The organism is Veillonella sp. 3627 (genome assembly GCF_003992195.1).
GTDB lineage: Bacteria > Bacillota > Negativicutes > Veillonellales > Veillonellaceae > F0422.
Map to the genome: position 1 here is coordinate 66,687 of NZ_RQVG01000002.1, position 24,943 is coordinate 91,629.

Here is a 24,943-nt window from a genome sequence, read left to right on the forward strand (position 1 = left end):
ATTTTAGTGATTTTCTTGTCGGATCCCCGCTGCATCCAGTTCAGCTTGGATCATAATAGCACATTCGATACGTTTTTTCTGTAATTTACATCCCATTTCGTATGGTGTGCTAAGGTCTCCACCTAATGTTTCATTGTTCGCATGGCAACCGCCGGAGCAGAAGAATTTTGCCCAACAGTTGGCACATGTTTCTTTCGTAAATACGTGAGTATTTCTAAATTGTGTCGGTATGTCATAAATTTTCAAACCATCAAAGACCGTACCAATCACATAGCCATCCTTACCTACGTATTGGTGACATGGGTAAATATCTCCATTTGGTACAACAGCCATATATTCATGACCAGCTCCGCAACCACGCAAACGTTTTGCCATACATGGTCCACGGTATAAGTCCATACGGAAGTGGAAGAAGTTAAATTTCTCACCCCAACCTGCTAGTTGACGTTCTAAATATAAGTCCGCCAATTTTTCATATTCTTTTTCGATAATCGGCATATCCTCAGGACGTAATACATAGGCTCCGTCTTCGCCAACCACTGGTTCCATAGACAAATGCTCAAACCCTAAATCTGACATAGCTTCTACGTCTTTACAGAAGTCCAAGTTATTATGCGTATAAGTACCACGCACATAGTATTCACGGCCATCACGTTGTTTAACAGCATTCACTAAGTTCTTCGCTACTGTATTGTAAGTGTCTTTGCCACCAGAACTTGGGCGCATGCTATTATGCACATCTTCACGACCATCTAGGGACAGCACCAAACTCATGTCATGTTCATTTACATAGTCAATTTTATCTTGTGTCAACAACATGCCGTTAGTGGTCAATGTCAATTTAAAGATTTTTCCGTGTTTTTCTTGAATGGATTCAATATATTCTACGGTTTGTTTCACTACATCCCAGTTCAACAATGGCTCACCACCAAAGAAATCGATTTCACAATGCTGGCGTGGACCACTCATGGAAATCAAGAAATCTACAGCACGTTTCGCCACATCAAAACTCATTAATTCTCGTTTTACTCCGCCGTAATCACCTTGACTAGCGAAACAATACTTACAAGCTAAGTTGCAATCATGAGCAATGTTTAAGCAAAGAGCTTTTACAATTGGCTTTTCATCTACCACTAGTTTGAACTCTGCTGACATAGGAGCAAAGAGCATTTCCTCTTTGATGAGTTCATCTAACTCATCCATAATTTCATCTAATTCCGCTGCATCCTCTGTAGCATCTAACGCACTATGTACAGCATCACGGTTTGTGCCATTATAGATATCTAATACACGATCGATAAGCTCATCAATCACATGAATAATTCCACTATTTACATCCAATAGAAAGAACTTATCTTTCATTTTAAATTTATGAATCATCGGTTGTAATTCTAACATTCATACCTCCATTAACTTACTAAAGTCTAATTTGTATTATATCACTTTATACCCATGACGTATAGAAAGCTATCAATATAGAGTATACTTTTTCTAAAATTATAGTATGCAAAAAATTGTACTTTTGAAGGACCTATATTATAATTTAGATAAGCTAAAGATATAAAGGGTTAGCATACAGAATCCCCCTAGTTCTGGTACATCTAGGGGGATTTTTGTATGTTTTATAGTAACACTTTTAGTATAATCCTAGAAGTAATATAAAGCAAATAAGCTGCCCACCATATGGTGAACAGCTTATTGCTAATCGAATGATTATTTTTGTTTGCACACTTGGTTACCTACTGTACAGCTAGTTTTGCAAGCAGATTGGCAAGATGTTTGACATTCGCCGCAGCCGCCTGTTTTAGCAGTTTTTTGTAGGGATTCAGTGTTAATTGTACGAATACGTTTAGACATCTTCATTCCTCCTAAGCACAAACTTACTCTATTATATTATCATCTAATACCGTTTCAAGCAAGCAAAAGGCATAGGAATTAGTGAGCTAACGCTTCTTTCAATGTTTTAAGGTTTTCTTCCATGATGTCAAGGTATGTCACATTTTTTTGTGCTTGTTCTTCTGTTAAACCTTCTGCAGGGTTTAATACATACACTTTTACGCCAGTTTCAGCAGCGATAGCATTAGCCAATTTAGGGCTTACCAATTCTTCACTGAAGATTGCTTTTACATTATGTTCTTTGATGAACGCCACAATATCAGCCATTCGTTCTGGTGTTGGTTCAGCATCTGGAGATACGCCCATAATACCCAATTGTTCAAAACCGTATGCATTTGCTAAGTAACCAAATGCCATATGGCTAACCACTAAATGTTTGTCGTGTTGTGTTTTACCAAATTCTTCATATTTAGCATGCAAAGCTTGTAATTTTTCTTTGTATGCTTTGCCGTTAGCTTCATAGTATTTTGCATTCGTAGGGTCTGCTTTAGAGAAGGCTTCTACAACGGCATCTACTTCTTTAGCAACATTCATTGGATCTAACCATACATGTGGATCAAACTCGCCATGTTCATGTTCGTGCTCATGTTTATCTTCTTTTTGAGCTTTATTATGGTTATCTTTGTCGTCTTTATGATCTTTGTCATGGTCATGATCATGTTCGTCTTCATCTTCATCTGGAGCTGGCAACAAAGTAACAGATTTAGACAATTCTACAGGTTGCGCTTTTTGTAGCACATCTTTTTCTAAAATCTTTTCTGTTGGTTCCAAACCTGCACCGCTATATAAGAACACTTTAGCAGTACCAATTTCTTTTAAATCTTTTGCAGTTGGATCCCAATCATGTGGTTCTGCTCCTGGAGGCACTAATAAAGTCACATCAACTTTGTCTCCCCCTACTTGTTTCGCTACATCATATACAGGGAACACGGTAGTAACGACCTTCATTTTTTCAGCTGGTGCTGCTTGTTTTGTATCACTGCCACACCCAGCAATACCTACTGCAGTAGCCACCATAGTAGCTCCTAATACAAAATAGGTTAATCGTTTTTTCCAATTCATGAGTATACTCCTCCTAACACATAAAAAACAAGAAGTGATTAGTCTTTGCTAATTCACTTCTTGATTATATCCGATTTAAAAAATCCGTGCTTGAATGCATGAGCAGTCTATACACTCAATATCATTATCATTTAAACTTCTTAATCACCGCAATTGCCACTGGTGTTACAACAGCTACTGCTAACAAGGCTTCTGGAATACCATGAGACCATACGATACCCATCACAACATTAAATACTGCCTCTTGTGAAATATGTGTAGCTTTTGCAAATTCTACACCATAAATTGTGTAAATACCAGTCATAACAAGGATTGTATTAGTAGCTGTTCCCAAGAATGCAGCTAAGCCGATACGAATGGCTTTCACCTTAATTGGTACATACATATATACCAACGCTGCCACTAAACCGATCAACATTCTTGGCAATACAGAAATAATAGGATTCATAAATGCAAAGGATAAAATATTAGGCGCCATGTAAGCTTGTACCATACTGTACGCACCGAATAAGAAACCTACTGACATACCTACTTTAGGCCCTTCCACAACACCACCTAAGATAGTTGGGATGTGCAAGATAGTAGCACTAATTGGTGGAATTGGCACAAAGCCCCAACCTGTCATACCAAGTACAATGGTAATCCCTGCCAATAAACCAATAATCGTTAATTGACGTACCGTAAATTTTTGCGATGACTGTGTTTGCAACGCTGTTTCTTTTTCCATGTTTTCCTCCGTTCTTATTCCCTTAGGATATAAGTCGAACCACTAATAAAAAAATGGAACTCAGTTCTGCTCTTCTTGATACAGACTATACAGTTAGTTCCTCGTATAGAGTAGTACAAAATAGCTCATCTGTCAATCAAAAAATGTAACTTTTCTTACACTACAAGAAAACGAACACCTTATGAGGTGCCTCATACAAGTGTTCGTTCTACCATTACAGCCCTAACAATTTTCTGCCTTCTTCCCAAGCGAAGATAGGTGTTAGGAATGTCATTAAATTTTCTTCTTCAAATGGATAGGCACGCATTCCAATCGCTTCAGCAGCCTGTACATCAGAAGGTTTATCACCCACAAAGTAGATTAATCGTTTTTCCAATTCATGAGTATACTCCTCCTAACACATAAAAAAACAAGAAGTGATCAGTCTTTGCTAATTCACTTCTTGATTATATCCGATTTAAAAAATCCGTACTTGAATGCATGAGCAGTCTATACACTCAATTTCATTATCATTTAAATTTTTTGATGACAGCTAGTGCCACAGGTGTTACAACGGCTACTCCTAATAGTGCTTCTGGAATACCATGAGACCATGCAATACCCATCACCACATCAAATACAGCTTCTTGTGAAATGTGTGTTGCCTTTGCAAATTCTACACCATAGATTGTATAAATACCAGTCAATACAAGGATAGTACTTGTGACTTTTCCTAAGAAAGCGGCTACACCAATACGGATAGCTCTTACCTTAACTGGCAAGTACATATATACCAACGCTGCTACTAAACCAATCAACATTCTTGGTAATATAGAAATGATTGGATTCATAAACACGAAAGATAAAACATTCGGTGACATATACGCTCGTACCATACTGTAAGCACCAAATAAGAACCCTACTGACATCCCCACTTTAGGACCTTCTACGATACCACCTAAAAGGGTTGGAATATGCAAGATGGTCCCACTAATTGGTGGGATTGGCACAAAGCCCCATCCTGTCATGCCAAGTACAATCGTAATCCCTGCCAATAAGCCAATAATCGTTAATTGACGTACCGTAAATTTTTGCGATGGTTGTGTTTGCAACGCTGTTTCTTTTTCCATGTTTTCCTCCGTTCTTATTCCCTTAGGATATAAGTCGAACCACTAATAAAAAAATGGAACTCAGTTCTGTTCTTCTTGATACAGACTATACAGTTAGTTCCTCGTATAGAGTAGTACAAATCAGCTATTCCGTCAATCATAAAATGTAACTTTTCTTACACTACAAGAAAACGAACACCTTATGAGGTGCCTCATACAAGTGTTCGTTCTACCATTACAGCCCCAATAGCTTTCTGCCTTCTTCCCAGGCAAAAATAGGCTCTAAGAATGTCATTAAGTTGTCTTCTTCAAATGGGTACGCACGCATGCCAATGGACTCAGCAGCCTGCGCATCAGATGGTTTATCACCGACTAGGAAGCTACCATCCACATCTACATTCCAGTCCTGAATTGCTTTCGTCAACATACCAGGATTTGGTTTGCGGCAATCACAGTCTTTCGTGTACTCTGCCACAGATCCTTCTGGATGATGTGGGCAGTAATAGTAGGCCAATACTTTCACACCTTCTGCCTCTAATCGGCGAGACATTTCTTCGTGTAACTGATGCACATCGTCTTCTGTGTAGTATCCGCGAGCCACTCCGCTTTGGTTTGTCACTACAATGATGTCATACCCACGGCGTTGTGCCTCTTGCATAGCCTCAATAGCACCTGGAATAAATTCCAATTTCGCAGGATCACTTAAATATCCTACATCTACATTAATAACTCCATCACGATCTAAAAATAATACCTGTCTAGTTTCCATTATTTTACATATCCTTCATTAGTCGCTAATAACTCACAATATTCATGAACTGCTTGTTTTAATGGTGTAAATCCTTTGTCATAGCCAGTTGCCAACAACTTCGTTGTATCAGCTTGGGTGTAGCTTTGGTATTTACCTTTCAACACCTCTGGGAAGTCAATATAGCGAATAGAGCCTTTTCCCGCATAGGAAATAACTGCTTTCATAAACTCATTAAATGTATGAGCATGACCTGTACCACAGTTGAATACACCACTAATTTCAGGGTGTTCCCAGAAATAGAAATTCACATTTACCACATCGTTTACATAGATAAAATCACGGGTTTGCTCACCGTCACCATATCCATCGATGCCTTTAAAGAGTGTAATTTCACCAGTTTCCATCAATTTATAATACATTTGACGCACCAAAGATGCCATCTTATCTTTATGTGTTTCATTCGGTCCAAAGACATTGAAATAGCGTAAGCCCACACATTGAGATTGTAATTGGTTTCTAAATTTTGCTACATAGCGGTCAAATAGTAGTTTAGAATACGCATATGGATTTAAAGCTTGTTCGCAAGATGGGTCTTCGCGGAATCCATTAGTCCCATGTCCATAGGTGGATGCAGAAGATGCATAGATGAAAGGAACTCGACGTTCTTGGCAATAATGAAAGAGATTTTTAGATCCTTCATAGTTATTTTTCATCATATATCTACCATCATAATTCATAGTGTCTGCACAAGCACCTTCGTGGAATACCACTTCGATAGGTCCACAATCAAAGGTATTTTGTTCTACCGCAGTATCAAAATCTTCATAATCGATATAATCTGCAAAATCCAACATTTCAATGTTGCGGATTTTACGACCATCCGTTAAATCATCAACAATCAAAATATCATTGCGACCTTTATTATTCAACTGTTTTACAATATTGGAGCCGATAAAGCCAGCACCACCAGTAACAATAATCATAGTTTTCCTTCCTCTATTAATCCTTGAATACGTTCAATGATTCCTGTTGTGGAATATCCCTCTTGGAACGGCAAGATTTGTACTTCCTCTACAAACTCCTTGCCAATGACGTCTTCTGGCTTATAATCTCCACCTTTAACCAATATATTTGGTCGCAACTGTGAAAGCACCTCTGCTGGCGTATCTTCTTCAAATAGAACCACACCATCTACAAAGCCTAAAGAGCTCATCAATAAGGCTCTATCTAGTTCATGATTGATAGGACGACTATCCCCTTTTAAACGACGCACAGAGCTATCTGAATTGAGGGCCACCACCAAATGATCACCCAGTGTTGCTGCCTCTTTTAAATAGGTCAAATGACCACGATGTAAAATATCAAAACAACCATTCGTAAAGACAACCACTTCACCACGATCTTGCCACAACCGTATCTTTTGGGCTAATGCATCTACAGAATAGATGCTTTCTTTATCTTCTTTTTTTGCTTTCATAGAAGACAATAAATCTAATAATTCCTGACGGTGAATTGGATAGGTACCTACTTTGGATACCACCACACCTGCTGCTGCATTGGCTGCTACTAAAGCGGCTCGGATAGATAAGCCCGCAATTAATGTAGTGAGCATCATGGCCACTACCGTATCGCCGGCACCGCTCACATCGAATACATCTTGCTGTTTCGTTTCTGCATTGTGCCACACATTGCCATCTTTACGAACTAAGGTAATCCCTTTAGCAGAACGCGTAACAATGATAAAGTCTAGCTCCATGTTATCCAAAATATGACGTGCTGCTTTCACAACCGCTTCATCTGTGTTGGGCACTTCATAGCCTACAGCTTCACTGAGTTCCTTCACATTAGGAGTAATACAAGTAGCACCGTTATATTTTGACCAGTCAGAACCTTTCGGATCCACAATAGTCATAATGCCAGCAGCACGAGTTTTACTGAATACTTGACTTAACAAGGATGGTTGGCAAATACCTTTACCATAGTCAGAAATCACAAGGCCTTGCAATCCTTTGTGCAACAACTCATCTAGCCAAGTAAGGATAGCTGTTTCACTGGCACTGGACACAGGCTGATTCACTTCATAATCTAAGCGAATCATTTGCTGTTGTCCACCTAAGATGCGTGTTTTCGTGGTAGTCGGAATAGAATCTTCAGTAAAGACGCCAGTACTTTGGATACCATTATCTTCTAATAATTGGCGTACAATCTTACCATGTGCATCATCGCCAATACGAGATGCCATATGCACTTGGCAATCTAATTGAGCTAAATTATTTGCTACATTGGCAGCACCGCCTAACACTTCCGTTTCACGTTGCACTAAATTCACAGGCACTGGAGATTCTGGAGAGATACGACTTACATCGCCAAAAATATAGCGATCTAACATGCAGTCACCAATAACCCCTACTTGTAATTGTGGTAAATCACGAAGCAAAAACGATTGTAATGTACGATTAGGCATAGTCTTCTTCCACCAATTCACATAAAATATGACCAGCTAAAATATGCATTTCTTGAATACGGGCTGTCACTTTAGATGGCACTGCAAAAGTTAAATCGCATAACTCTGCCATCTTTCCGCCACCTTCACCAGTAAAAGCAAAGGTATGCATACCAATATTACGAGCAGATTCTACGGCTTTTACCACATTTCTACTATTTCCAGATGTAGAAATACCAATCAAAATATCTCCAGACCGGCCTAAGCCATCTACTTGTCGGGCAAATACTTCATCATACCCATAATCATTGCCTACAGCTGTCAAAATAGACGTATCTGTAGTCAATGCAATAGAAGCCAAAGAACGGCGTTCTTTTTGAAACCGTCCCACTAATTCTGCTGCTAAGTGCTGAGAATCTGCAGCGGAACCACCATTACCGCAAAATAAAATTTTATTGCCTGCTGCTAGCGCTGCCTTACAACGCTCCGCCATGGCTTCGATAACACCCATTACTTCATAAGTAGCACTCAATGTATCTACATGATCTGAAAAACGGGCACTAACAATTGGATGTAACTCACTCATGTGTTGTATCCTTTCCATGATTGTCCAATAATTCGTGTAATTCTTTTAAAAAACTTTCTACATTATTAAATTGTCGGTAGACAGAGGCAAATCGCACATAGGCAACTTGGTCTACATCTTTCAACAAGGACAATACAATTTCACCAATTCGCTCCGTAGTCACTTCTTGCTCTACTTCCATGCGAATTTGTTTTTCTGTTTCATTTACAATCGATTCCAATTGATCTGTGGAAATGCCTCGTTTACTACAAGATCTCCACAAGCCATTCATCAATTTAGATCGATCAAATAATTCTTTTTTCTGATCTCGTTTAATCACCATGATTGGTAAATCTTCAATGACTTCATAGGTCGTAAAGCGTTTTCCGCAACTCATACATTCTCGACGGCGACGAATATTATTATCGTCAGTAGACCGTGAATCTGTCACTTTAATTTCATCATGATGACAATAAGGACATTTCATACCGTATCCTCCTATTGGTTGCGCAAGAAAGTCTTTCCTTGCTGTTGAATTTCTTCTATAAAAGTATCTAACATTTCATAGCGTTTGCGATACATATTTCGTTTATGTGTTTTCGCTGTTTCATAGGTTTTCCGTTCCTCTTCTAAAGGAATCACAAAGAATCGAGAGTCTTGTTCCCATACATGTCCCCCTAATTCTTCCCAAAAGTCATCAAATTTCACTAATTTATGACGATTGAAACGAATCAAATGCGTATTCGTATAGAACCCTTCATCGGACACTGCATACAAGGTCTCAATACCTAAGCAAGTGGCTAATTGGCGTAATAGAAAAAACATAAAATTTTTAGGACGATAGCCATGCATTGTTTTCGTTAGCTTCTTCGCCTTATCTAAGCCCTCTTTATATCCTTGTATAGTACCAACCCAAATACATGGTTGTCCCGATGGATCCACACCTAATCGGAAGTTGATATGATAGATTCCATCCCCTTCGTAGGTTAAGAGCAAACTAAGTAAGCCTTCTTTCCGTTGACCAGTCATAAAACGTAAGGTCGCCTCTAAAGCTAATTCTTCAGAATGCCATAATCGAATGCCGCTTTCAGAGGGACTGTACAAGGATCGAATCGCATCGTCTGTCACATATTTCGGTAGCATATCAAAATGTTGTGTAATACAGGTTAATCGTTCTTGGGCTGTAGATTCTTTGTAGAAGAATACACGATTAATAATCTCCCAAATACCCTCTTGATCTTGTAACAAATTTGGATAGCTATGATAGTGTTCAAAATAGGCTTCCAATTGTTTCAACTGAGATTTATTTTTATAGGAACGGGCAGTGAATAAAAAAATACGTCGTTTTTCACGCCAGCTATGGTATCCATATATTCTTTTACCTAATTCCCATTGTTGCTTTGCATATGTAAACACGGTACATCCTCCTTAGGATAGACTATATCAAACTATATTATACTCCATTTCAACAATGAAATTCAATGATATGCAAAAAACTAGAGAGTTCTAAGACTAAGCCTTAAAACTCTCTAGTGAAAGAAATGTGGTTACATTCCTTAGTATATGTTGTTATTTACTGCCTGTGCTACCAATACCACCAGTACGAATACCGCGCGCATCGTCATCATTTGTGAGTAAGTATTTGGAGAAGATACCTTGTGCTACTCGTTCTCCTTTTTCTAAGGCAACGGGAGCGTCTGTAATGTTATACACAGCAATCATAATATGACCTTCGTTATCTTCATTGTTATAGTAATCAGAGTCAATAATCCCTGTACTATTGGTAAGCATCAAACCTCGTTTGATAGCCATGCTTGAGCGAACGTGGATCGCTAAATATTCATCATAATGCATGAACGCTTTCAATCCTGTAGGAATCAATACTGTTTCCTTAGGGCCTACTACAACAGATTCTGCACATTCAATATCATAGCCTGCACTTTCAGAAGTCTTACGCTTCGGTAAATTGATACCTTGTCCTTCAAAGGCAGAAACTACTTCAAATCCACGAATATCCATAGTGCACCTCAATTATTTTAATAGCTCTTTGCGGGACAAATTGATACGACCTTTGTCATCGATTTCGATAACTTTAACCATAATTTCATCGCCTACATTGACTACATCTTCTACTTTTTCTACACGTTCTCTTGCTAATTGAGAAATATGAACTAAGCCTTCTTTACCTGGCAATACTTCTACAAAAGCACCAAAATTCATCAAACGAGTGACTTTACCCATGTACACTTCGCCTGCTTCTACTTCTTTTGTCAAGTTCGTAATGATTTGGATTGCTTTTTCAGCCGCTTCCGCTTCTACGGCAGCAATGGAGATAGTGCCATCATCTTCGATGTCAATTTTAGCACCAGTTTCTTCAATAATGCCACGGATAACTTTGCCACCTGTACCGATAACGTCACGGATTTTATCTGGATCAATTTTCATCGTTACGATGCGAGGAGCCCATTTAGACATTTCTTCACGTGGTGCTTGGATCGCTTCCATCATTTTACCCATGATGTGCATACGACCTTTGTGAGCTTGCGCTAATGCTTCTTCTAAGATTTCACGAGATAAACCAGAAATTTTAATATCCATTTGGATGGCAGTCACACCTTTTGTAGTGCCTGCTACTTTAAAGTCCATATCACCTAAAGCATCTTCCATACCTTGGATATCTGTTAAGATTGTGTAATGTTCATCCTGCGTTACAAGACCCATTGCCACCCCTGCTACTGGCGCTGTAATCGGTACCCCTGCATCCATCAAGGATAAAGTAGAACCACATACGCTGGCCATGGAGCTAGAACCATTGGATTCTAATACTTCAGATACTAAACGCATAGCATATGGGAATTCTGCTTCTGTTGGAAGAACTGCTAATAATGCTCTTTCAGCCAACGCACCATGACCAATTTCACGACGTCCAGGACCACGAGAGGAACGAGTTTCCCCTACAGAGAAAGATGGGAAATTATAATGGTGAATGTAGCGTTTTTCTGTATCTAGACCAATGCCATCGATAGTTTGTTTTTCAGATAATGGAGCCAAGGTACAAATGTTTAATACTTGTGTTTGACCACGTGTGAACAAGCCAGAACCATGCGTACGTGGCAAGGCGCTAACGCGACAAGAAATAGGGCGAACTTCATCTAATTGACGGCCATCTGGACGGATTTTTTCTACCGTAATCATATGGCGCACAATTTCTTTCACCATTTTCTCTAATGTAGCGTAAATATCGCCTGCTTGCTCTGGGAATTGTTCCGCAAAATGAGCCAATACTTCTTCGAACACAGCTTGTTGTTGCTCTTCCCGTTGCACTTTATCTGCACAGCGTACAGCTGCATCTAATTTGTCATGTGCATAGGCACGAACTGCTTCTGCTACCACTGGGTCTACTTCTTTAATTGGGAACGCGCGTTTTGCATGACCAATTTCAGCTACCATAGTTTCTTGGAAAGCTACGATGTTTTTGATTTCTTCGTGAGCCGTCATGATCACTTCTAAGATGACATCTTCAGGAATTTCATTCGCTTCCCCTTCTACCATCAAGATCGCGTCTTTTGTACCAGCTACTACCATATTTAATGTAGTTGCTTCTAATTGTGCTTTGGTTGGGTTCACCACAATATTGCCCTCTACAAGGCCCATGCGCACGCCAGCGATAGGACCTGCCCATGGAATATCAGAAATAGATAATGCCGCAGAAGCACCAATCAACGCACAGATTTCAGGTGCATGGTCATGATCAACAGATAATACAGTAGCTACTACATGTACTTCATTACGGCTACCTTTATCGAATAAAGGACGAATTGGACGGTCAATCAAACGGCTATTCAAAATAGCAGACTCTGGTGGACGTGCTTCACGTTTAATAAAACCACCTGGGAATCTACCAACAGCATACATTTTTTCTTCGTAATCTACTGTTAATGGGAAAAAGTCAATATCTTTTGCCTCTTTAGATGCCGTTGCTGTAACCAATACAACCGTATCACCATATTGTACTAATGCAGAACCACTTGCTTGTTTTGCTAACTCGCCAGTTTCGATTGATAACGTGCGACCAGCAAGTTCCATTTGGAATCGATTCATTCCATGCCTCCTGTTTAATTCTTTATCCTTAAAAATCTTTATAGTTGTTATTATACACGAGTGGAGAGGGAAATACAATTTACTGATAATGGTTCGTGAAAGTTTATAAAAAAAAGATTAGACTATGTAATCTCAGTCTAATCTAGCCTCTAATATATTCAAACGTACCATTTTCATAAAATGCATGTTTGGCGTTCTTCCTATTATAAACATACTATTAATTTAACCTTTATACATGCACAAGTTACATGTGGTTACCCACATAATTAAGAGTTTGAGACATTTACAGAATCACACTACTCTCAAACCACACTTTCAGCTAAAGTTTAGAAGCTTGCTATATCGCAAAACACGTAAACTTTATATGTATTTAGTTGATACCTTTTGGAAATATATATCAGCTACTGATAGTATATCATATTTTGAAAAACATTCGATAGTTATTATTAACATTTAATTACTTATAAGTAAAGAATATGGCTATACCCTAGAAATTTTAGTTTGAGACATTTACAGAATCACACTACTCTCAAACTATTCAGCTGGTTCTGAGATGTAAGTAGTGGTTTGAGACATTTACAGAATCACACTACTCTCAAACAATAACTCTGGATTATTTAAATCTTCTTCCGTTTGAGACATTTACAGAATCACACTACTCTCAAACAAATACTTCTGCATTAAAGACTTTATAATAGTTTGAGACATTTACAGAATCACACTACTCTCAAACTAAAACATCGACAATATCTTTTTTCTTATAGTTTGAGACATTTACAGAATCACACTACTCTCAAACAAAAAATAAAAATTCAATTAACAATAACATGTATTGTAAAAAAAAAGATTAAACCTTAACTCAAACATAAAACAAGAAAAAGTAATAATCTAAAGTGTAACAAAAAATTAAAGATTTATCAATATTTTGTAGCCCATATGAACCTGAAGATATACATAGAAAACATAGATGTTTAGCTAATATAGTATTAAAAAATTGATCTAATTCCTCTAGGTCTAAATACAAATCTATATTCATAATTACAAATAAATCTGGATCTAATAATTCATGAACAATATCAATGTAGTCTATTAAACGAGCCACTGTATCTGTATCACTTTCATGTATTTTAAATCCTCCTAACTTAATAAGATCCGCTGCTACAATTTCTTCTTTATGTTCAAGTGCAATGTTGGCTCCAAACTCTAATTTATAGAAGAACTGATGCAGCTTACATACTACATCGTGCAAATCTTCCATCATCAAATTACTTTCTTTCACTAAATTAGCATTCAACTTTGTTAAGATTGTTTTACTATTTACATCTACTTGAATGGGGTTCATGATAATATGAAAAGACTTATCAATCGCTATCCTTTCAGCATTCACATTATATATCCAAGGTCCTTCTCCCCCATTATATTGCTCATATAGTTCTAGAATCATATGTCGAAAAACACTATGCTTTTCAATACATAAATAGTTAACTTTTGTACTATTCAAGTCTATCTCAATGGTTGAATCCTGATAAAATAGCTTCATAGGACTATCACTCTTTCTGTTGTATCTAACACTTCAGACTGTGTTTCTCCTATCAATATTTCCATTTTAGAATATTGCTTTTCAGTTACGGTTAATAAACAAATATTTCCATCTGCTGGTTTATGTTCTCGAAGTTGTTTTTCCAGCAATTTAACACTTGTTGTATTTAATACCAACTTCACATACACCGATTCTTGTAGCATAATAAATCCATTTACTAGTAAATATTTCCTAAAATCACGATAGGCTTTCCTATGAACCGATGTTTCTGTCGGTAAATCAAACATTACGAATACTCTCATAAATCTATAGCTCATATGTAATAAACCTAATTAAATCTGGATCCTTATATGTCAGTGCATCCAATACACTTTTGCAATAGATTCCTATGGCATCTTTTAAAATAAAGCTAGTACCTTCTACTTTTACATCTAAAGCTAGTAAACTCACTAGACTAAGTTTTTCTTCCTTTCCAAACTCCTTAGGGGCTAAGTCGACTATTTTGTTATCCACAAATACTCGTAATACCTCTACTAGGTCTGACCCTAAATTGTAAGAATTAAATTGATTTCGATGATTAATTCCCAATTGTGTTATATATCCATTTCTAACAATCTCACGATTAACAGCAGATAAAAATATACTGTACCCATAATCCAATCCAGCATTAATAGGGTTTTCTTGCTCTCTCGTAAAAGTACTGCCAAACAAGCTATTAAAATATACTTTCGCTGCATGTCCTTCTCTCTGAGTTATGTCATTAAAGCATATACTATCAATATAGCCATATAGCATATTGGTTTCATTAGTATGCCCATTCTTTTCAAGCACACGAGCTTGATTATGAATCTTCTCAGCTACGATACGACTCCAAATATGCCCCTTAATTTCATCATCCCAGTTAGCTTGTTCGCGGCATCGTTTACTTGTATTATGACAACCATATAATGGCATTACTTCACTACTAGGATTCCTCTTTTCATCGCAAAAAACTATTTTAACTTTAGCTTTTACTAATGCATTGAGAAGCACGGCAGTTAAACTAACTGCCGTAGATTCAATAATCACCATGTAAATCTCATCAATAAACACTTTCTTTACATCGAATCCCTGCCGAACAATCATATAATTCATCTTAAAATCAAGTTTTGATTGCTTAGTGATAACTACCGTGCGCCAACTCATAGTATCTCCTATTTTATTTTAATTTCTTGTTCATATAAGCCTGTGATAGATGTTGTAATAACGCTAAATTGTTCCGTATTAGATATATTAATCCCCAGTGTAGAACGAGAACTAGTCATGCCAATTTTTGTAATATCTCGTTTTGTTTTAAAGTTCGTTAACACATTCAACACTTCCAATAGCACACTAGCTTGGTCCTCTATAGATAATGCTATGAATGTACCAAAGCCAACTGTTCGAAACTCTTCTAATTTATTTCCTTTCATCTTAGAAAATAGAGGAGTATCAAGTTTTTTTAACAACTCTTGATATAAGGCAATATTTTGTTCTTTACTAACTCTAACCTCTTTATGATTATAAGATGTTTTTATATTCTCAATACGGAATGTTTTTGGGTTTTCTATCTTTTTAATAGCTACTTTTTCTAGCAATTTAATATATACACTCGATGTTATATCCATTACCACATCAACTGCACTATCGATAGAAACATTAGAGCCTGTTTTACCACCCATATAATAAGTAAAACCATTAATATTTACTTTACTACCAATATATAGTCCTCGATATAGTATTTGGATGTCTACCACTGACGTAGGTTTTTTACAAGTAGATAAATACACCTCTTCTATTGCCTTATGAATATCTTTTTTACCCGCTACATAAAGTGGTAGAGAAAATAATTCAATTCGTTCTTTGTCCGAAGTATCTCTAATATTCAAAATGATGTATTCAGAAATGGTAATCGATGTTCTTCCACCATATTTTTCCACATCTCTTACACGTTCATCAGATAATTTCAATGGCAGATATACACCACGTTTAGCGATTCCTTTTTTGTATATAGTTTCATCAGATAGACCACCTTTTTGAGGTACCGCCCGTTGTGTAACACGTACATCATTACTTTTCATCATCTTTTTCACTATGTCCATATGAATATTAGGATCCCAGATCACCTTCTTAGATTCTTCTGTTAATTTAATTTCATATTCAAACATTTTTGTTAAATTATAGGTACGATGTGTCCCTTTTTGTTTAGCAAAGGATAAAAAGTTTTTCGTAAACTTTTCATGATACACATTGCCTACTACGATATTTAGGTACGCATCTTTTGCATGATGATGATGATTAATAGAGCGCACTTTTACAAAGTCATAATCGTGCCTAAAATCAGATACATTTTCTGCTTTAGAAAATACTACTTCTGTCTCTGGATACAGTTGATGTAATAAAGTAGTAACCGCCTTAACAGACTGATTCGTAGATACCATCTGACGATTGATAAACTGATTGAGTTCCTCATCGGTTAAGTCTGTTGTACGAACTAAACGATCATATTTCTTTTCGGAAATAAATCCCCTATCCCATAATAATTTCCAAAATCCTTTTTGCTTAGATTGAATAGCCGATAAAATTGGAAACCGGTCTGTTTTCTCTGCATTTAATTGTTTTTCCACTAACACAATATTATGCCAACTGTCATCCTTTGTTAAGCTACGCGGATATATATGGTCGATATCATACTTATCTGTAAACAATTCATGAATATCGATTCTACGGCCAGAATACATACAATGCCCCATTTGTATAAAGTATAAGTATAGCTTTTTACTATTCAGAGCAGAATCTTCTTTAGATTCCAATTCTTGTTGCAAAACATGTACATCTTCATCTTTAATTTGTTCATATAACTCTTCCAACAGTGCTTTTCTAGACTGAGTACGTTTTTTATCCGCTTTATTTGTGCGAGCTACTTCTACAAATATTTTCTTTGGTAGTTCTTTACGTATAGATACGATCTCATCAAGGATGCGCAATGTTTGCCATACGCTACGTTTTACCATCGGCGATAAGGATAAATCTTCTAACATTTCAAATGCTGTCTTTTCTTTGGCTCCCAATACGTTTGTCACATATTCTTGGACCACATCAATGAAAGAATAAGAAGAGCTCAATAGTTGCATCAAATTTTCCTGCCCCTCACGCATATGCTCAATGATAGTACCTGCTTCTGCATCGTCATCATTCTTTTTCATACCCCAAATATCGGACAAGAATTTTTTAGACAATCTACCCCAACCTGTATAGGTAAGTTTCCCTAATTTTTTAATTTGTTCTGTAGTAAGACGATCTCCATAATAGTTTTTCAACACTTGTCGCAACATATCTTTACTTTCACCAAAGATAGTGATATATCGAATGATATCTTCTGCCATGGCATAGTCAAAATGTTCCCCTAGGATACGAGTCATGTCTCTGTGGGATGTTAACTTCGTAGCAATCTGTTGGTCCATGCCTGTGATGATAGGCGGTTGTGACACATAGTTATTACCTACTAAATATTTTGCCACCACTTTTTTCGTAGCTGTTTTACTATCTTGCAAGGATATAAAATGGTCTCGGATAAATGCTTGTTTCACATCTACAGGTAATGGTTTATCGTTGACACGAATATTGTTCAATTCATTCAGCAACGAAAACTCCGCATAGAGCAAGGAATATTTAGGTAACACATCTTGGTCGATTAAATAGGTACATTTGTTAGTTAAGTTTTCAATGAATTTAACCGCCGATGCTTGGACGTCAACTTTTTGTTCAAAGTTCCATGGCAATACTTGTCCTGCTTCTTTACGGACAACCCAAGCAAAACCACCATTTTCAATGGAGTGTGTTGGATTCAATGGCCCCACATAATACGGGATTTTAAATTCTAAGATAGATATAATTTTATCCGCTACCGTCAATCCATCTTCTACTTCATTTAAAAATGGGAAGTTTAGCTTTGCTTTTTCTAGAATGCGTGCTAATTCTTCTTTATGCAGTTGATAAGGTACTACTCCATTTTTACTGATTCGTTGCAATGGTAAAAAAAGACCTTCTTCTATTTTCTGCACTATACATTTTGTATGTTCTGTTTCTGGTAATACGGAGAGTACTTTTCTAACATACTTATAAAACGCTTCTTGTGTTGTAGAGGTATTACCATTCACACCTTGCTTAATATATTTAACGTAATTTGTACCTTTATCTATATCTACAACAAACATGTCATCATATAATTTTTTATCCTCTTTCAGCACAGATTTTAAGAGCCCTAGATCATCTTTATGTTGATCATAGGATTCTATTTTTGCCTCTGACAAAGATTGTCCAGGCTTTATAATAGAGCTAATCACAATGATATCGTGTAAAACCTTACATTGATCAACAATTACAAATCGGTCTCCCCAGGCATCTTCATAAGCATCCCGTACATCCTCATAGATACCTTCATGTAAATTAATAGTCTTAAATTCTTTTTCTTCTGGAAGTACTACTTCTACATCCTCATCTGTAAATAGATTGACCAAATTAGCTTTCAAGCCCATGATGAGATAAGCCCAAGCTTTTAACCTGTTTTTTTCTACACTGGATAATTTTTTTCCTTGTGCAATCAACGGCTCTATCTGCTTTACCTTTTCACTTCGTACAATACCTCTATCTAGCACTAAATTGGCTATAGACTGGAGCACACTTTCATCCTCCACATAGCTTCCAAAACCTAGTTCTTCTAAAGTAGATCTAAGAACTGAATACATCTCTCCATCTACAGAAAATTCTTTTTTCCCATACAAAAAGTTTCCCCGATATTTTAAGATATGATGAATCGCCAAAAATAACAAACGAATATCTTTCGTGCCTTCTGTCATCAAATGATGACGCAAATGATAGATAGTAGGAAATTCCTTGTAGTAATCCACATCTGTGTAATCTTTGTCCATGAACAGTGTATATTTCACTGGATTTGTTTTATCTTCTACATGATATTTCGATTCATGAAGTCGAAGAAAAAAAGTATCATCCGCAGCATTGATAGCCTTAGCAAATAATTCTTCTAATAGTAACAGGCGAAATTTACGACGTTGCAGACGACGACGAGCAGACCGCTTCATACGTGTATCAACAGCTGTTTGTGCCTCTGCAAACAGTCTAGATCCCCACATTTTATGAGATTTAAATTTCAACAACTCATATTGCTCATTTGTAGCTGCCCAGCCTACTGAATTCGTCCCAATATCTAACCCTATATAGTAATTCCCCTTCTTTAGACCTTTGTGTTTACAAATTGAATCCTTATGATTGTCAAAATTACTCATCGTTCTTCTCCTTTTGATCAACTACCATGAAATAATCCCTTACAATAATTCAAGATGAATATTACCGCTTGTTATTTAATTGTATTATACTACTAAAAAACCCTTGACTCCATATCTTTTTCTGTATACAATAAAGGTGTCTCAAGGGTTTGAGACATTTACAGAATCACACTACTAGTTCAAATACGAATTTATTTTCATCGCCCTTGGGGCACCCGCTGTGGGTACTTAACTCAATTCATTAAGAATTGAGTTTTTTATTATCCTTCTTTTAAAGCACGATACCATACATAAATCATATTACGTTATACTAACGACTAAACAAAGTATCATAAGACCGAAAAAAGGAACGTTGATCAAACATTATCAACGTTCCTTTTTATATATTTACTCGTATATTAAGATCATAGATTGTCCTAGTAAATACCTCACTGTCTCAAACAGTGAGATACACCAATCCTACAAATAGTAGGAGGCATCATTTTATATTACCGCTGTTTAGCCCACCGTTGGTATCCTTTCCACAACAGGAAATAGATAACCGTAGCAACGAGCACCACTACTGCCAATCGTCCTAGATTATCTTGTAACAGCACCGTATCATGACCCACAATCACTTCTAGTGCGGTAGATGGAAACTTACCAATCAAGTTCGCAATGATGTAATCCCGTAAGGAGATTTGACTAATGGCTCCTAAGGCTGTGATGATTCCACTTGGAAAATATGGAATAGATCTAGCAAAAAGCATCATAACTAAACCATTTTTACCACTAAAGTCATCTACTTTCAGTAAAAACTCGCTCTTTTCAATGACCTTATGTGCCGTATCTCGCAAAATGTAGCGCATAATCATAAAACTAAGCACCACACCTACAGTCTCTGCTAACCAAGAAATAATAATCCCCGGCACCACACCAAATAACAAGCCATTGGCTGTAGAAAAGAAGATGGATGGTAAAAATCCCAATGCATTGATGAGCACATCCAGAGCAAAGCTTATCACCATGGCCCATGGCCCATAGGATTGTAATACCTCTGCCATGCGTTGTACATCACCAGAAAGGATTAATTCCCACATATCATCATAGAAACCTGGAACAAGGACGTACACTAGAAGACCCAGTGCTACTAATCCGCTTAACAACCCTAGTTGTATATACCGTTCCTTTTTCTTATCATTCATTCCTATACCTTCTTTTCTAATTGTTACTTAACCTCTGCCGTCTAAAATTAATTTATCGTGAATAGCTCGTACAGCTGTTTTAATATGTTCCTCTCCGATAAGGCAGGAAATACTGATTTCAGATGTACTGATAATCTCGATATTCACACCTTCATCAGATAAAATACCAAACATTTTTGCTGCTACACCTGGTTGTCCCAACATACCAGCACCGATGATGGAAACTTTTGCCATATTTTCATTAATGACACATTCTTCGATAGACATGGATTGACCAAGTTCTTCAAGTACTTGTTTCGCTAAATTCACATCATCACGTGTAATGGTAAACACGATATCCGTGCGCTTGTCATCTGTAGTGCGAATACTTTGTACGATCATGTCTACATCAATGCTCTTATTTGCCAACGCTTGGAATACTTGATGCGCCACACCCGGTACATTTTCTACACCTACAAGACTTACTTTTGCTACATTTGTATCATCTGCAACGCCTGTAATAGCGTATTGATTTGCTTTCATTGTATACTCCTCTCGAATTATCGTGCCTTCTTCATCACTGAAAGTAGATCGTACATGAATTGGCACCCCATACCGATGTCCCATTTCGACCGCTCTTGGTTGCATAACCCCTGCTCCTAAGCGGGCCATTTCTAGCATTTCACCATAGGTGATTTCTTTCAATTTCACAGCTCCTGGTGCCACTCGTGGATCTGTGGAGTATACCCCATCTACATCTGTAAAGATTTCACATACATCGGCTTTCATAGCACCTGCTAATGCTACGGCTGTTGTATCAGAACCGCCACGACCCAATGTAGTAATATCTCCTGCTTCCGTCATGCCTTGGAAACCCGCCACAACCACAATGTTACCGGCTTCTAAAGCATCTAGCACACGTTTCGGTTCAATATCTAAAATACGTGCTTTCCCAAAGGTATCGCTAGTCGCAATCCCAGCTTGCTCACCTGTCATAGACACCGCTGCATGACCTTTTGCTTGGAATGCTAATGCCATCAATGCAATCGTCACTTGCTCACCAGTGGACAAAAGACGGTCCATTTCACGACCATACGGCATAGATGTGACTTCTTTCGCCAAGCTCACCAAGTCATCTGTTGTATCGCCCATAGCTGAAACAACAACCACAACACGATCATCTGGTTGTTTGTCGCGCAACACGCGATTTACAATGTTAAATATTTTTTCAGGTGTCGCTACAGAGCTACCACCAAATTTTTTCACAATTAATGCCACTGCAATCCCTCATTTATAAGATACAAAGTATAAAATAATATCTATATTAATCTACCATACTACGCTACTAAAGTAAAGGATTTTTGTAATATTTTACTATTTTTATCATACATTTGTCTTTTTAAGGTAGATATTTCTATATATATTTTTACTATATTATACAACAGTCTATGCCTATACAAATTCTATACGTAATAATAAAGGACTGTCATCCCTTACTAGGGGTAACAGTCCTTATCATAATCAATTCAGTTAGATGTCTAATCCAAAATTAGCCTTCTACAACTATATCTTTTTCAGATTCCCACAAGCCGTGGATGTTGCAGTAAGAAGTTGCAATCAAGCGACCAGATTTTTTGAAAGATGCTGTAACAACACCAGCTGCTTCAGCGTGTACAGGACCTTCATTAGCACCTGTAGGAGCTTCGCCGTGTACGTTGAACTCAAGACGAGCTACTTCGTAAGGAAGTTTTGTACCTTCTTCTACATAGTACAATTTGATCCAAGAAATATGATGTTCTACAGTGTTAGGATGTGCAATTTCTTTGCCTACTTCTAATTCGATCACTACGCGTTCGCCAGCTTTTACAGTGTCAGGTGCTGTGATAACTGGAACGTGTTTTTCTGTTGCGAATTCAGCTGTTTTTACATAATTTGTGATAGCCATAGGTATAACCCCCTTGAATTAATATCATATCCAAACATGAAAACCTTTCCATGTAAAGCACTAAATTAGTACACTAATATTGTACTTGTTTTTCGTCACTTACGCAAGAACTATTTTTAAGATTTTCGATGTGGTTTTTGCATAAGCCTTCTATTTTTTGCAACATCTATTAGTCAAACACATACTTAGACCACCTAAGCTAAAACTCTATGCCACGCTTTGCCTTAATCCCCTGTTGGTACGCATGCTTAATGACTTTCATTTCCGTCACCGTATGTGCCAATTCAATAATCTCTGGTCGTGCATTGCGTCCTGTCAGAATCATATCTAATCCCTCTGGTTTGCGTTTCAATAAATCTACTACTGTCTCTACGTCCACCAACCCATAATGAATGGCATAGTTGATTTCATCGAGGATAATCAAGTCCCATTGACCCGACTGCACTTCTTGTTCCACCATGGCCCACGCTTCTTTCGCTGCCGCTTGATGTTCCTTCATCTTCTCTTCCGACTCTTCTTGTTTATGAAAGATAAACCCTTTCCCCATCGATCGAATCTCTACCGTTGGTAGTAATGCAATCCCTGCCAATTCACCATAGTTAGCACCACTTTTTATAAATTGAAGAATCAACACCTTCCGTCCACAACCTGCAGAACGTAACGCCACGCCAAGGGCTGCTGTCGTTTTACCTTTACCGTCCCCAGTATTCACTAAAATTAAACCTTCACTCATGTCAGTTCCCCCTTTCTTTGGGTATATGGAAATCCCATGACAAGGCATAGGATTCCGCAGTAGTATATACAATTAAAATGGATTACGTATATGGTATGCCAATTTACCAAGTACATGATCAGCTGGCACAAATCCGATAAAACGACTGTCAGAGGAATGATTACGATTGTCTCCCATTACAAATACATGTCCTTCTGGTACTGTAATTGGTAAGGATCGTTCAAACTTCATCGTCTCTTTCTTTGTATATGGTTCGTTCAATTTTTCGCCATTTCTCCATACATGACCTTCTTTGAACTCCAGCGTATCTCCTGGGCGACCGATGACACGTTTGACCCATACATCATGACCTTGTAAGGATGGTACCACCACGCTGGCATAGTTCAAAAGTGGTTCCATCACATCATCTTTCCAAGAACGCTCTCGTTGCACGCGACTATCAATGATAACGATATCTTCATAGTTTGGTACATCTCGCATTACATGAGACCATTTACTAATTAATAGGAAATCCCCATTATGTAAAGTATCCTCCATGGATTCGCCGGACACTCTCGTGGGCTGCACAATAAATATATGCGTTAACATGGCTACAATAAGAGCTACAACAATGGCTTGTAACCACTCACGAACTTCTTTCAAAATTTGACTTCCTATGGCTGTATCTTTTTCCATAGACCCTCCTATTCTAAGGATACGCAATGATACGTATCTTACAATTATCTATTAATGAATTGATTTTTTACCAAATTGACCACCAAATACATCATGTACATCATTGATGGTGATAAAAGCATTCTCATCCACTTCGTAAATAATATCTTTCAATTTTGTTAATTCCAATCGCGTCACAACACAATAAATAATACGCTTTGGGGTCTTAGTATAGGCCCCTTCGCCGTACAATAAAGTAACTCCACGACCTAAGCGATGCATCACTACATCAGCGACCTCTTCCGATTTATCAGTAATGACCATAACTCCTTTAGATTCTTCCACCCCAGTAATAACTAGGTCCATCATTTTGTAAGCTACAAAATAGGCAATCAAGGAATACATGGCACTATTCCAATCATATACAAATCCCGCTGCTCCTAAAATAAAGAAGTTCAGGAACATAACGATTTCACCTACGGAAAAGGAACTCTTTTTATCAAAAATGATAGCTACAATTTCAGAGCCATCTAAGGACCCACCATTTCGTATAATAATACCTACTCCAAGCCCCAGAATAATACCGCCGAAGACTGAAGCCAACAAGGGATCATGTACAATAGGAGGTACTTGATGCATGAAAGCAGAAAATACGGAAATACACGCTATAGCAAATAGGGTTGATATGGTAAAACTTTTACCAATTTGCATATACCCTACATATAAAAATGGTAGGTTAATTAACATAACGAGTACACTAAATGATATACCAGATAACCTACTAGCCATCAAGGCAATACCTACAACGCCACCATCGATAAGGTGATTTGGCACTAAAAATACATCTAGTCCATAGGTATAAATGGCCGCTCCAATAATCATCATAAAGTATCGCATAACCATATCCATTATCTTTCGTTTTCTGCTTTTATGTTCTTTCATCCTTTGGAT

At 37.5% G+C, this 24,943-nt stretch carries 24 protein-coding genes and 1 CRISPR repeat array; all 24 genes read right to left on the minus strand.

What is annotated here, in order from left to right; all coding sequences use genetic code 11:
• Positions 1 to 3 precede the first annotated feature (3 nt).
• A complete protein-coding gene (gene scfB / locus EO114_RS01605; RefSeq protein ID WP_127061147.1) occupies positions 4 to 1,398 on the minus strand; it encodes a thioether cross-link-forming SCIFF peptide maturase in 1,395 nt (464 codons plus the stop codon).
• A 315-nt stretch (positions 1,399 to 1,713) separates the two neighbouring features.
• Complete coding sequence (scfA, locus tag EO114_RS01610) at positions 1,714 to 1,857, minus strand: six-cysteine ranthipeptide SCIFF (RefSeq protein ID WP_009353042.1); 144 nt, start codon at positions 1,855 to 1,857, stop codon at positions 1,714 to 1,716.
• A gap of 78 nt (positions 1,858 to 1,935) precedes the next feature.
• A complete protein-coding gene (locus EO114_RS01615) occupies positions 1,936 to 2,958 on the minus strand; it encodes a metal ABC transporter solute-binding protein, Zn/Mn family (protein WP_127061149.1) in 1,023 nt (340 codons plus the stop codon).
• A gap of 127 nt (positions 2,959 to 3,085) precedes the next feature.
• Positions 3,086 to 3,685, minus strand: coding sequence for an ECF transporter S component (locus tag EO114_RS01620; protein WP_126940889.1), 600 nt, complete (start codon positions 3,683 to 3,685; stop codon positions 3,086 to 3,088).
• A 214-nt stretch (positions 3,686 to 3,899) separates the two neighbouring features.
• Positions 3,900 to 4,061 carry a hypothetical protein gene (locus tag EO114_RS01625; protein ID WP_009353045.1) on the minus strand — a complete coding sequence of 54 codons (162 nt, stop codon included), beginning with the start codon at positions 4,059 to 4,061 and terminating at the stop codon, positions 3,900 to 3,902.
• A gap of 133 nt (positions 4,062 to 4,194) precedes the next feature.
• A complete protein-coding gene (locus EO114_RS01630) occupies positions 4,195 to 4,794 on the minus strand; it encodes an ECF transporter S component (protein ID WP_062401874.1) in 600 nt (199 codons plus the stop codon).
• A 214-nt stretch (positions 4,795 to 5,008) separates the two neighbouring features.
• On the minus strand, positions 5,009 to 5,542 hold the full coding sequence (gmhB, locus tag EO114_RS01635) for a D-glycero-beta-D-manno-heptose 1,7-bisphosphate 7-phosphatase (RefSeq protein WP_127010772.1): 534 nt from the start codon (positions 5,540 to 5,542) through the stop codon (positions 5,009 to 5,011).
• The gene (gene rfaD, locus EO114_RS01640; protein ID WP_127061151.1) at positions 5,542 to 6,507 is read right to left on the minus strand and encodes an ADP-glyceromanno-heptose 6-epimerase; all 966 of its coding nucleotides are present in this window, start codon (positions 6,505 to 6,507) and stop codon (positions 5,542 to 5,544) included. Before rfaD ends, gmhB begins: the two co-directional genes overlap by 1 nt.
• Positions 6,504 to 7,988 (minus strand): PfkB family carbohydrate kinase, encoded by a 1,485-nt coding sequence (locus tag EO114_RS01645; RefSeq protein ID WP_127061153.1) that lies wholly within the window; start codon positions 7,986 to 7,988, stop codon positions 6,504 to 6,506. Before EO114_RS01645 ends, rfaD begins: the two co-directional genes overlap by 4 nt.
• Entirely contained in the window at positions 7,981 to 8,553 is a 573-nt protein-coding gene (gene gmhA / locus EO114_RS01650) for a D-sedoheptulose 7-phosphate isomerase (protein WP_127061155.1), read from the minus strand. Before gmhA ends, EO114_RS01645 begins: the two co-directional genes overlap by 8 nt.
• Positions 8,546 to 9,019 carry a transcriptional regulator NrdR gene (gene nrdR / locus EO114_RS01655; RefSeq protein ID WP_062401889.1) on the minus strand — a complete coding sequence of 158 codons (474 nt, stop codon included), beginning with the start codon at positions 9,017 to 9,019 and terminating at the stop codon, positions 8,546 to 8,548. The genes gmhA and nrdR overlap by 8 nt, the downstream gene beginning before the upstream one ends.
• A gap of 11 nt (positions 9,020 to 9,030) precedes the next feature.
• Positions 9,031 to 9,948, minus strand: coding sequence for a DUF535 family protein (locus tag EO114_RS01660; protein ID WP_127061157.1), 918 nt, complete (start codon positions 9,946 to 9,948; stop codon positions 9,031 to 9,033).
• Between the two features lie 153 nt (positions 9,949 to 10,101).
• Positions 10,102 to 10,551 carry a deoxyuridine 5'-triphosphate nucleotidohydrolase gene (locus tag EO114_RS01665; RefSeq protein WP_009353037.1) on the minus strand — a complete coding sequence of 150 codons (450 nt, stop codon included), beginning with the start codon at positions 10,549 to 10,551 and terminating at the stop codon, positions 10,102 to 10,104.
• Positions 10,552 to 10,563: 12 nt separating this feature from the next.
• Positions 10,564 to 12,633, minus strand: a complete 2,070-nt coding sequence (locus tag EO114_RS01670) for a polyribonucleotide nucleotidyltransferase (RefSeq protein ID WP_127061159.1) — start codon at positions 12,631 to 12,633, stop codon at positions 10,564 to 10,566.
• 499 nt (positions 12,634 to 13,132) lie between these two features.
• Positions 13,133 to 13,432: a CRISPR direct-repeat array (repeat unit 36 nt; unit sequence GTTTGAGACATTTACAGAATCACACTACTCTCAAAC).
• 60 nt (positions 13,433 to 13,492) lie between these two features.
• On the minus strand, positions 13,493 to 14,173 hold the full coding sequence (gene csn2, locus EO114_RS01675; RefSeq protein WP_127061161.1) for a type II-A CRISPR-associated protein Csn2: 681 nt from the start codon (positions 14,171 to 14,173) through the stop codon (positions 13,493 to 13,495).
• On the minus strand, positions 14,170 to 14,475 hold the full coding sequence (gene cas2 / locus EO114_RS01680) for a CRISPR-associated endonuclease Cas2 (protein ID WP_038144438.1): 306 nt from the start codon (positions 14,473 to 14,475) through the stop codon (positions 14,170 to 14,172). The genes csn2 and cas2 overlap by 4 nt, the downstream gene beginning before the upstream one ends.
• A gap of 4 nt (positions 14,476 to 14,479) precedes the next feature.
• Positions 14,480 to 15,358, minus strand: a complete 879-nt coding sequence (gene cas1, locus EO114_RS01685; protein WP_127061163.1) for a type II CRISPR-associated endonuclease Cas1 — start codon at positions 15,356 to 15,358, stop codon at positions 14,480 to 14,482.
• Between the two features lie 8 nt (positions 15,359 to 15,366).
• Positions 15,367 to 19,497, minus strand: coding sequence for a type II CRISPR RNA-guided endonuclease Cas9 (gene cas9 / locus EO114_RS01690; RefSeq protein ID WP_127061166.1), 4,131 nt, complete (start codon positions 19,495 to 19,497; stop codon positions 15,367 to 15,369).
• A 488-nt stretch (positions 19,498 to 19,985) separates the two neighbouring features.
• Positions 19,986 to 20,681, minus strand: a complete 696-nt coding sequence (locus tag EO114_RS01695) for a TVP38/TMEM64 family protein (protein ID WP_127061168.1) — start codon at positions 20,679 to 20,681, stop codon at positions 19,986 to 19,988.
• A 27-nt stretch (positions 20,682 to 20,708) separates the two neighbouring features.
• Entirely contained in the window at positions 20,709 to 21,938 is a 1,230-nt protein-coding gene (locus EO114_RS01700) for an aspartate kinase (protein WP_126940603.1), read from the minus strand.
• A 271-nt stretch (positions 21,939 to 22,209) separates the two neighbouring features.
• Complete coding sequence (locus EO114_RS01705; protein WP_127061170.1) at positions 22,210 to 22,605, minus strand: class II SORL domain-containing protein; 396 nt, start codon at positions 22,603 to 22,605, stop codon at positions 22,210 to 22,212.
• Positions 22,606 to 22,804: 199 nt separating this feature from the next.
• The gene (gene cobO, locus EO114_RS01710; protein ID WP_127061172.1) at positions 22,805 to 23,338 is read right to left on the minus strand and encodes a cob(I)yrinic acid a,c-diamide adenosyltransferase; all 534 of its coding nucleotides are present in this window, start codon (positions 23,336 to 23,338) and stop codon (positions 22,805 to 22,807) included.
• Between the two features lie 72 nt (positions 23,339 to 23,410).
• Positions 23,411 to 24,013 (minus strand): signal peptidase I, encoded by a 603-nt coding sequence (lepB, locus tag EO114_RS01715; RefSeq protein ID WP_127061174.1) that lies wholly within the window; start codon positions 24,011 to 24,013, stop codon positions 23,411 to 23,413.
• 51 nt (positions 24,014 to 24,064) lie between these two features.
• Positions 24,065 to 24,934: a YitT family protein gene (locus EO114_RS01720; protein ID WP_127061176.1), complete on the minus strand. Its 870-nt coding sequence runs from the start codon at positions 24,932 to 24,934 to the stop codon at positions 24,065 to 24,067.
• Between the last annotated feature and the right edge of the window lie 9 nt (positions 24,935 to 24,943).

Bases quoted from the DNA above. Each gene is read 5' to 3' on its own strand.
- scfB (WP_127061147.1), bottom strand. From the start codon at position 1,398: ATGTTAGAATTACAACCGATGATTCATAAATTTAAAATGAAAGATAAG.
- scfA (WP_009353042.1), bottom strand. From the start codon at position 1,857: ATGTCTAAACGTATTCGTACAATTAACACTGAATCCCTACAAAAAACT.
- EO114_RS01615 (WP_127061149.1), bottom strand. From the start codon at position 2,958: ATGAATTGGAAAAAACGATTAACCTATTTTGTATTAGGAGCTACTATG.
- EO114_RS01620 (WP_126940889.1), bottom strand. From the start codon at position 3,685: ATGGAAAAAGAAACAGCGTTGCAAACACAGTCATCGCAAAAATTTACG.
- EO114_RS01630 (WP_062401874.1), bottom strand. From the start codon at position 4,794: ATGGAAAAAGAAACAGCGTTGCAAACACAACCATCGCAAAAATTTACG.
- gmhB (WP_127010772.1), bottom strand. From the start codon at position 5,542: ATGGAAACTAGACAGGTATTATTTTTAGATCGTGATGGAGTTATTAAT.
- rfaD (WP_127061151.1), bottom strand. From the start codon at position 6,507: ATGATTATTGTTACTGGTGGTGCTGGCTTTATCGGCTCCAATATTGTA.
- EO114_RS01645 (WP_127061153.1), bottom strand. From the start codon at position 7,988: ATGCCTAATCGTACATTACAATCGTTTTTGCTTCGTGATTTACCACAA.
- gmhA (WP_127061155.1), bottom strand. From the start codon at position 8,553: ATGAGTGAGTTACATCCAATTGTTAGTGCCCGTTTTTCAGATCATGTA.
- nrdR (WP_062401889.1), bottom strand. From the start codon at position 9,019: ATGAAATGTCCTTATTGTCATCATGATGAAATTAAAGTGACAGATTCA.
- EO114_RS01665 (WP_009353037.1), bottom strand. From the start codon at position 10,551: ATGGATATTCGTGGATTTGAAGTAGTTTCTGCCTTTGAAGGACAAGGT.
- EO114_RS01670 (WP_127061159.1), bottom strand. From the start codon at position 12,633: ATGAATCGATTCCAAATGGAACTTGCTGGTCGCACGTTATCAATCGAA.
- csn2 (WP_127061161.1), bottom strand. From the start codon at position 14,173: ATGAAGCTATTTTATCAGGATTCAACCATTGAGATAGACTTGAATAGT.
- cas2 (WP_038144438.1), bottom strand. From the start codon at position 14,475: ATGAGAGTATTCGTAATGTTTGATTTACCGACAGAAACATCGGTTCAT.
- cas1 (WP_127061163.1), bottom strand. From the start codon at position 15,358: ATGAGTTGGCGCACGGTAGTTATCACTAAGCAATCAAAACTTGATTTT.
- cas9 (WP_127061166.1), bottom strand. From the start codon at position 19,497: ATGAGTAATTTTGACAATCATAAGGATTCAATTTGTAAACACAAAGGT.
- EO114_RS01695 (WP_127061168.1), bottom strand. From the start codon at position 20,681: ATGAATGATAAGAAAAAGGAACGGTATATACAACTAGGGTTGTTAAGC.
- EO114_RS01705 (WP_127061170.1), bottom strand. From the start codon at position 22,605: ATGGCTATCACAAATTATGTAAAAACAGCTGAATTCGCAACAGAAAAA.
- cobO (WP_127061172.1), bottom strand. From the start codon at position 23,338: ATGAGTGAAGGTTTAATTTTAGTGAATACTGGGGACGGTAAAGGTAAA.
- lepB (WP_127061174.1), bottom strand. From the start codon at position 24,013: ATGGAAAAAGATACAGCCATAGGAAGTCAAATTTTGAAAGAAGTTCGT.
- EO114_RS01720 (WP_127061176.1), bottom strand. From the start codon at position 24,934: ATGAAAGAACATAAAAGCAGAAAACGAAAGATAATGGATATGGTTATG.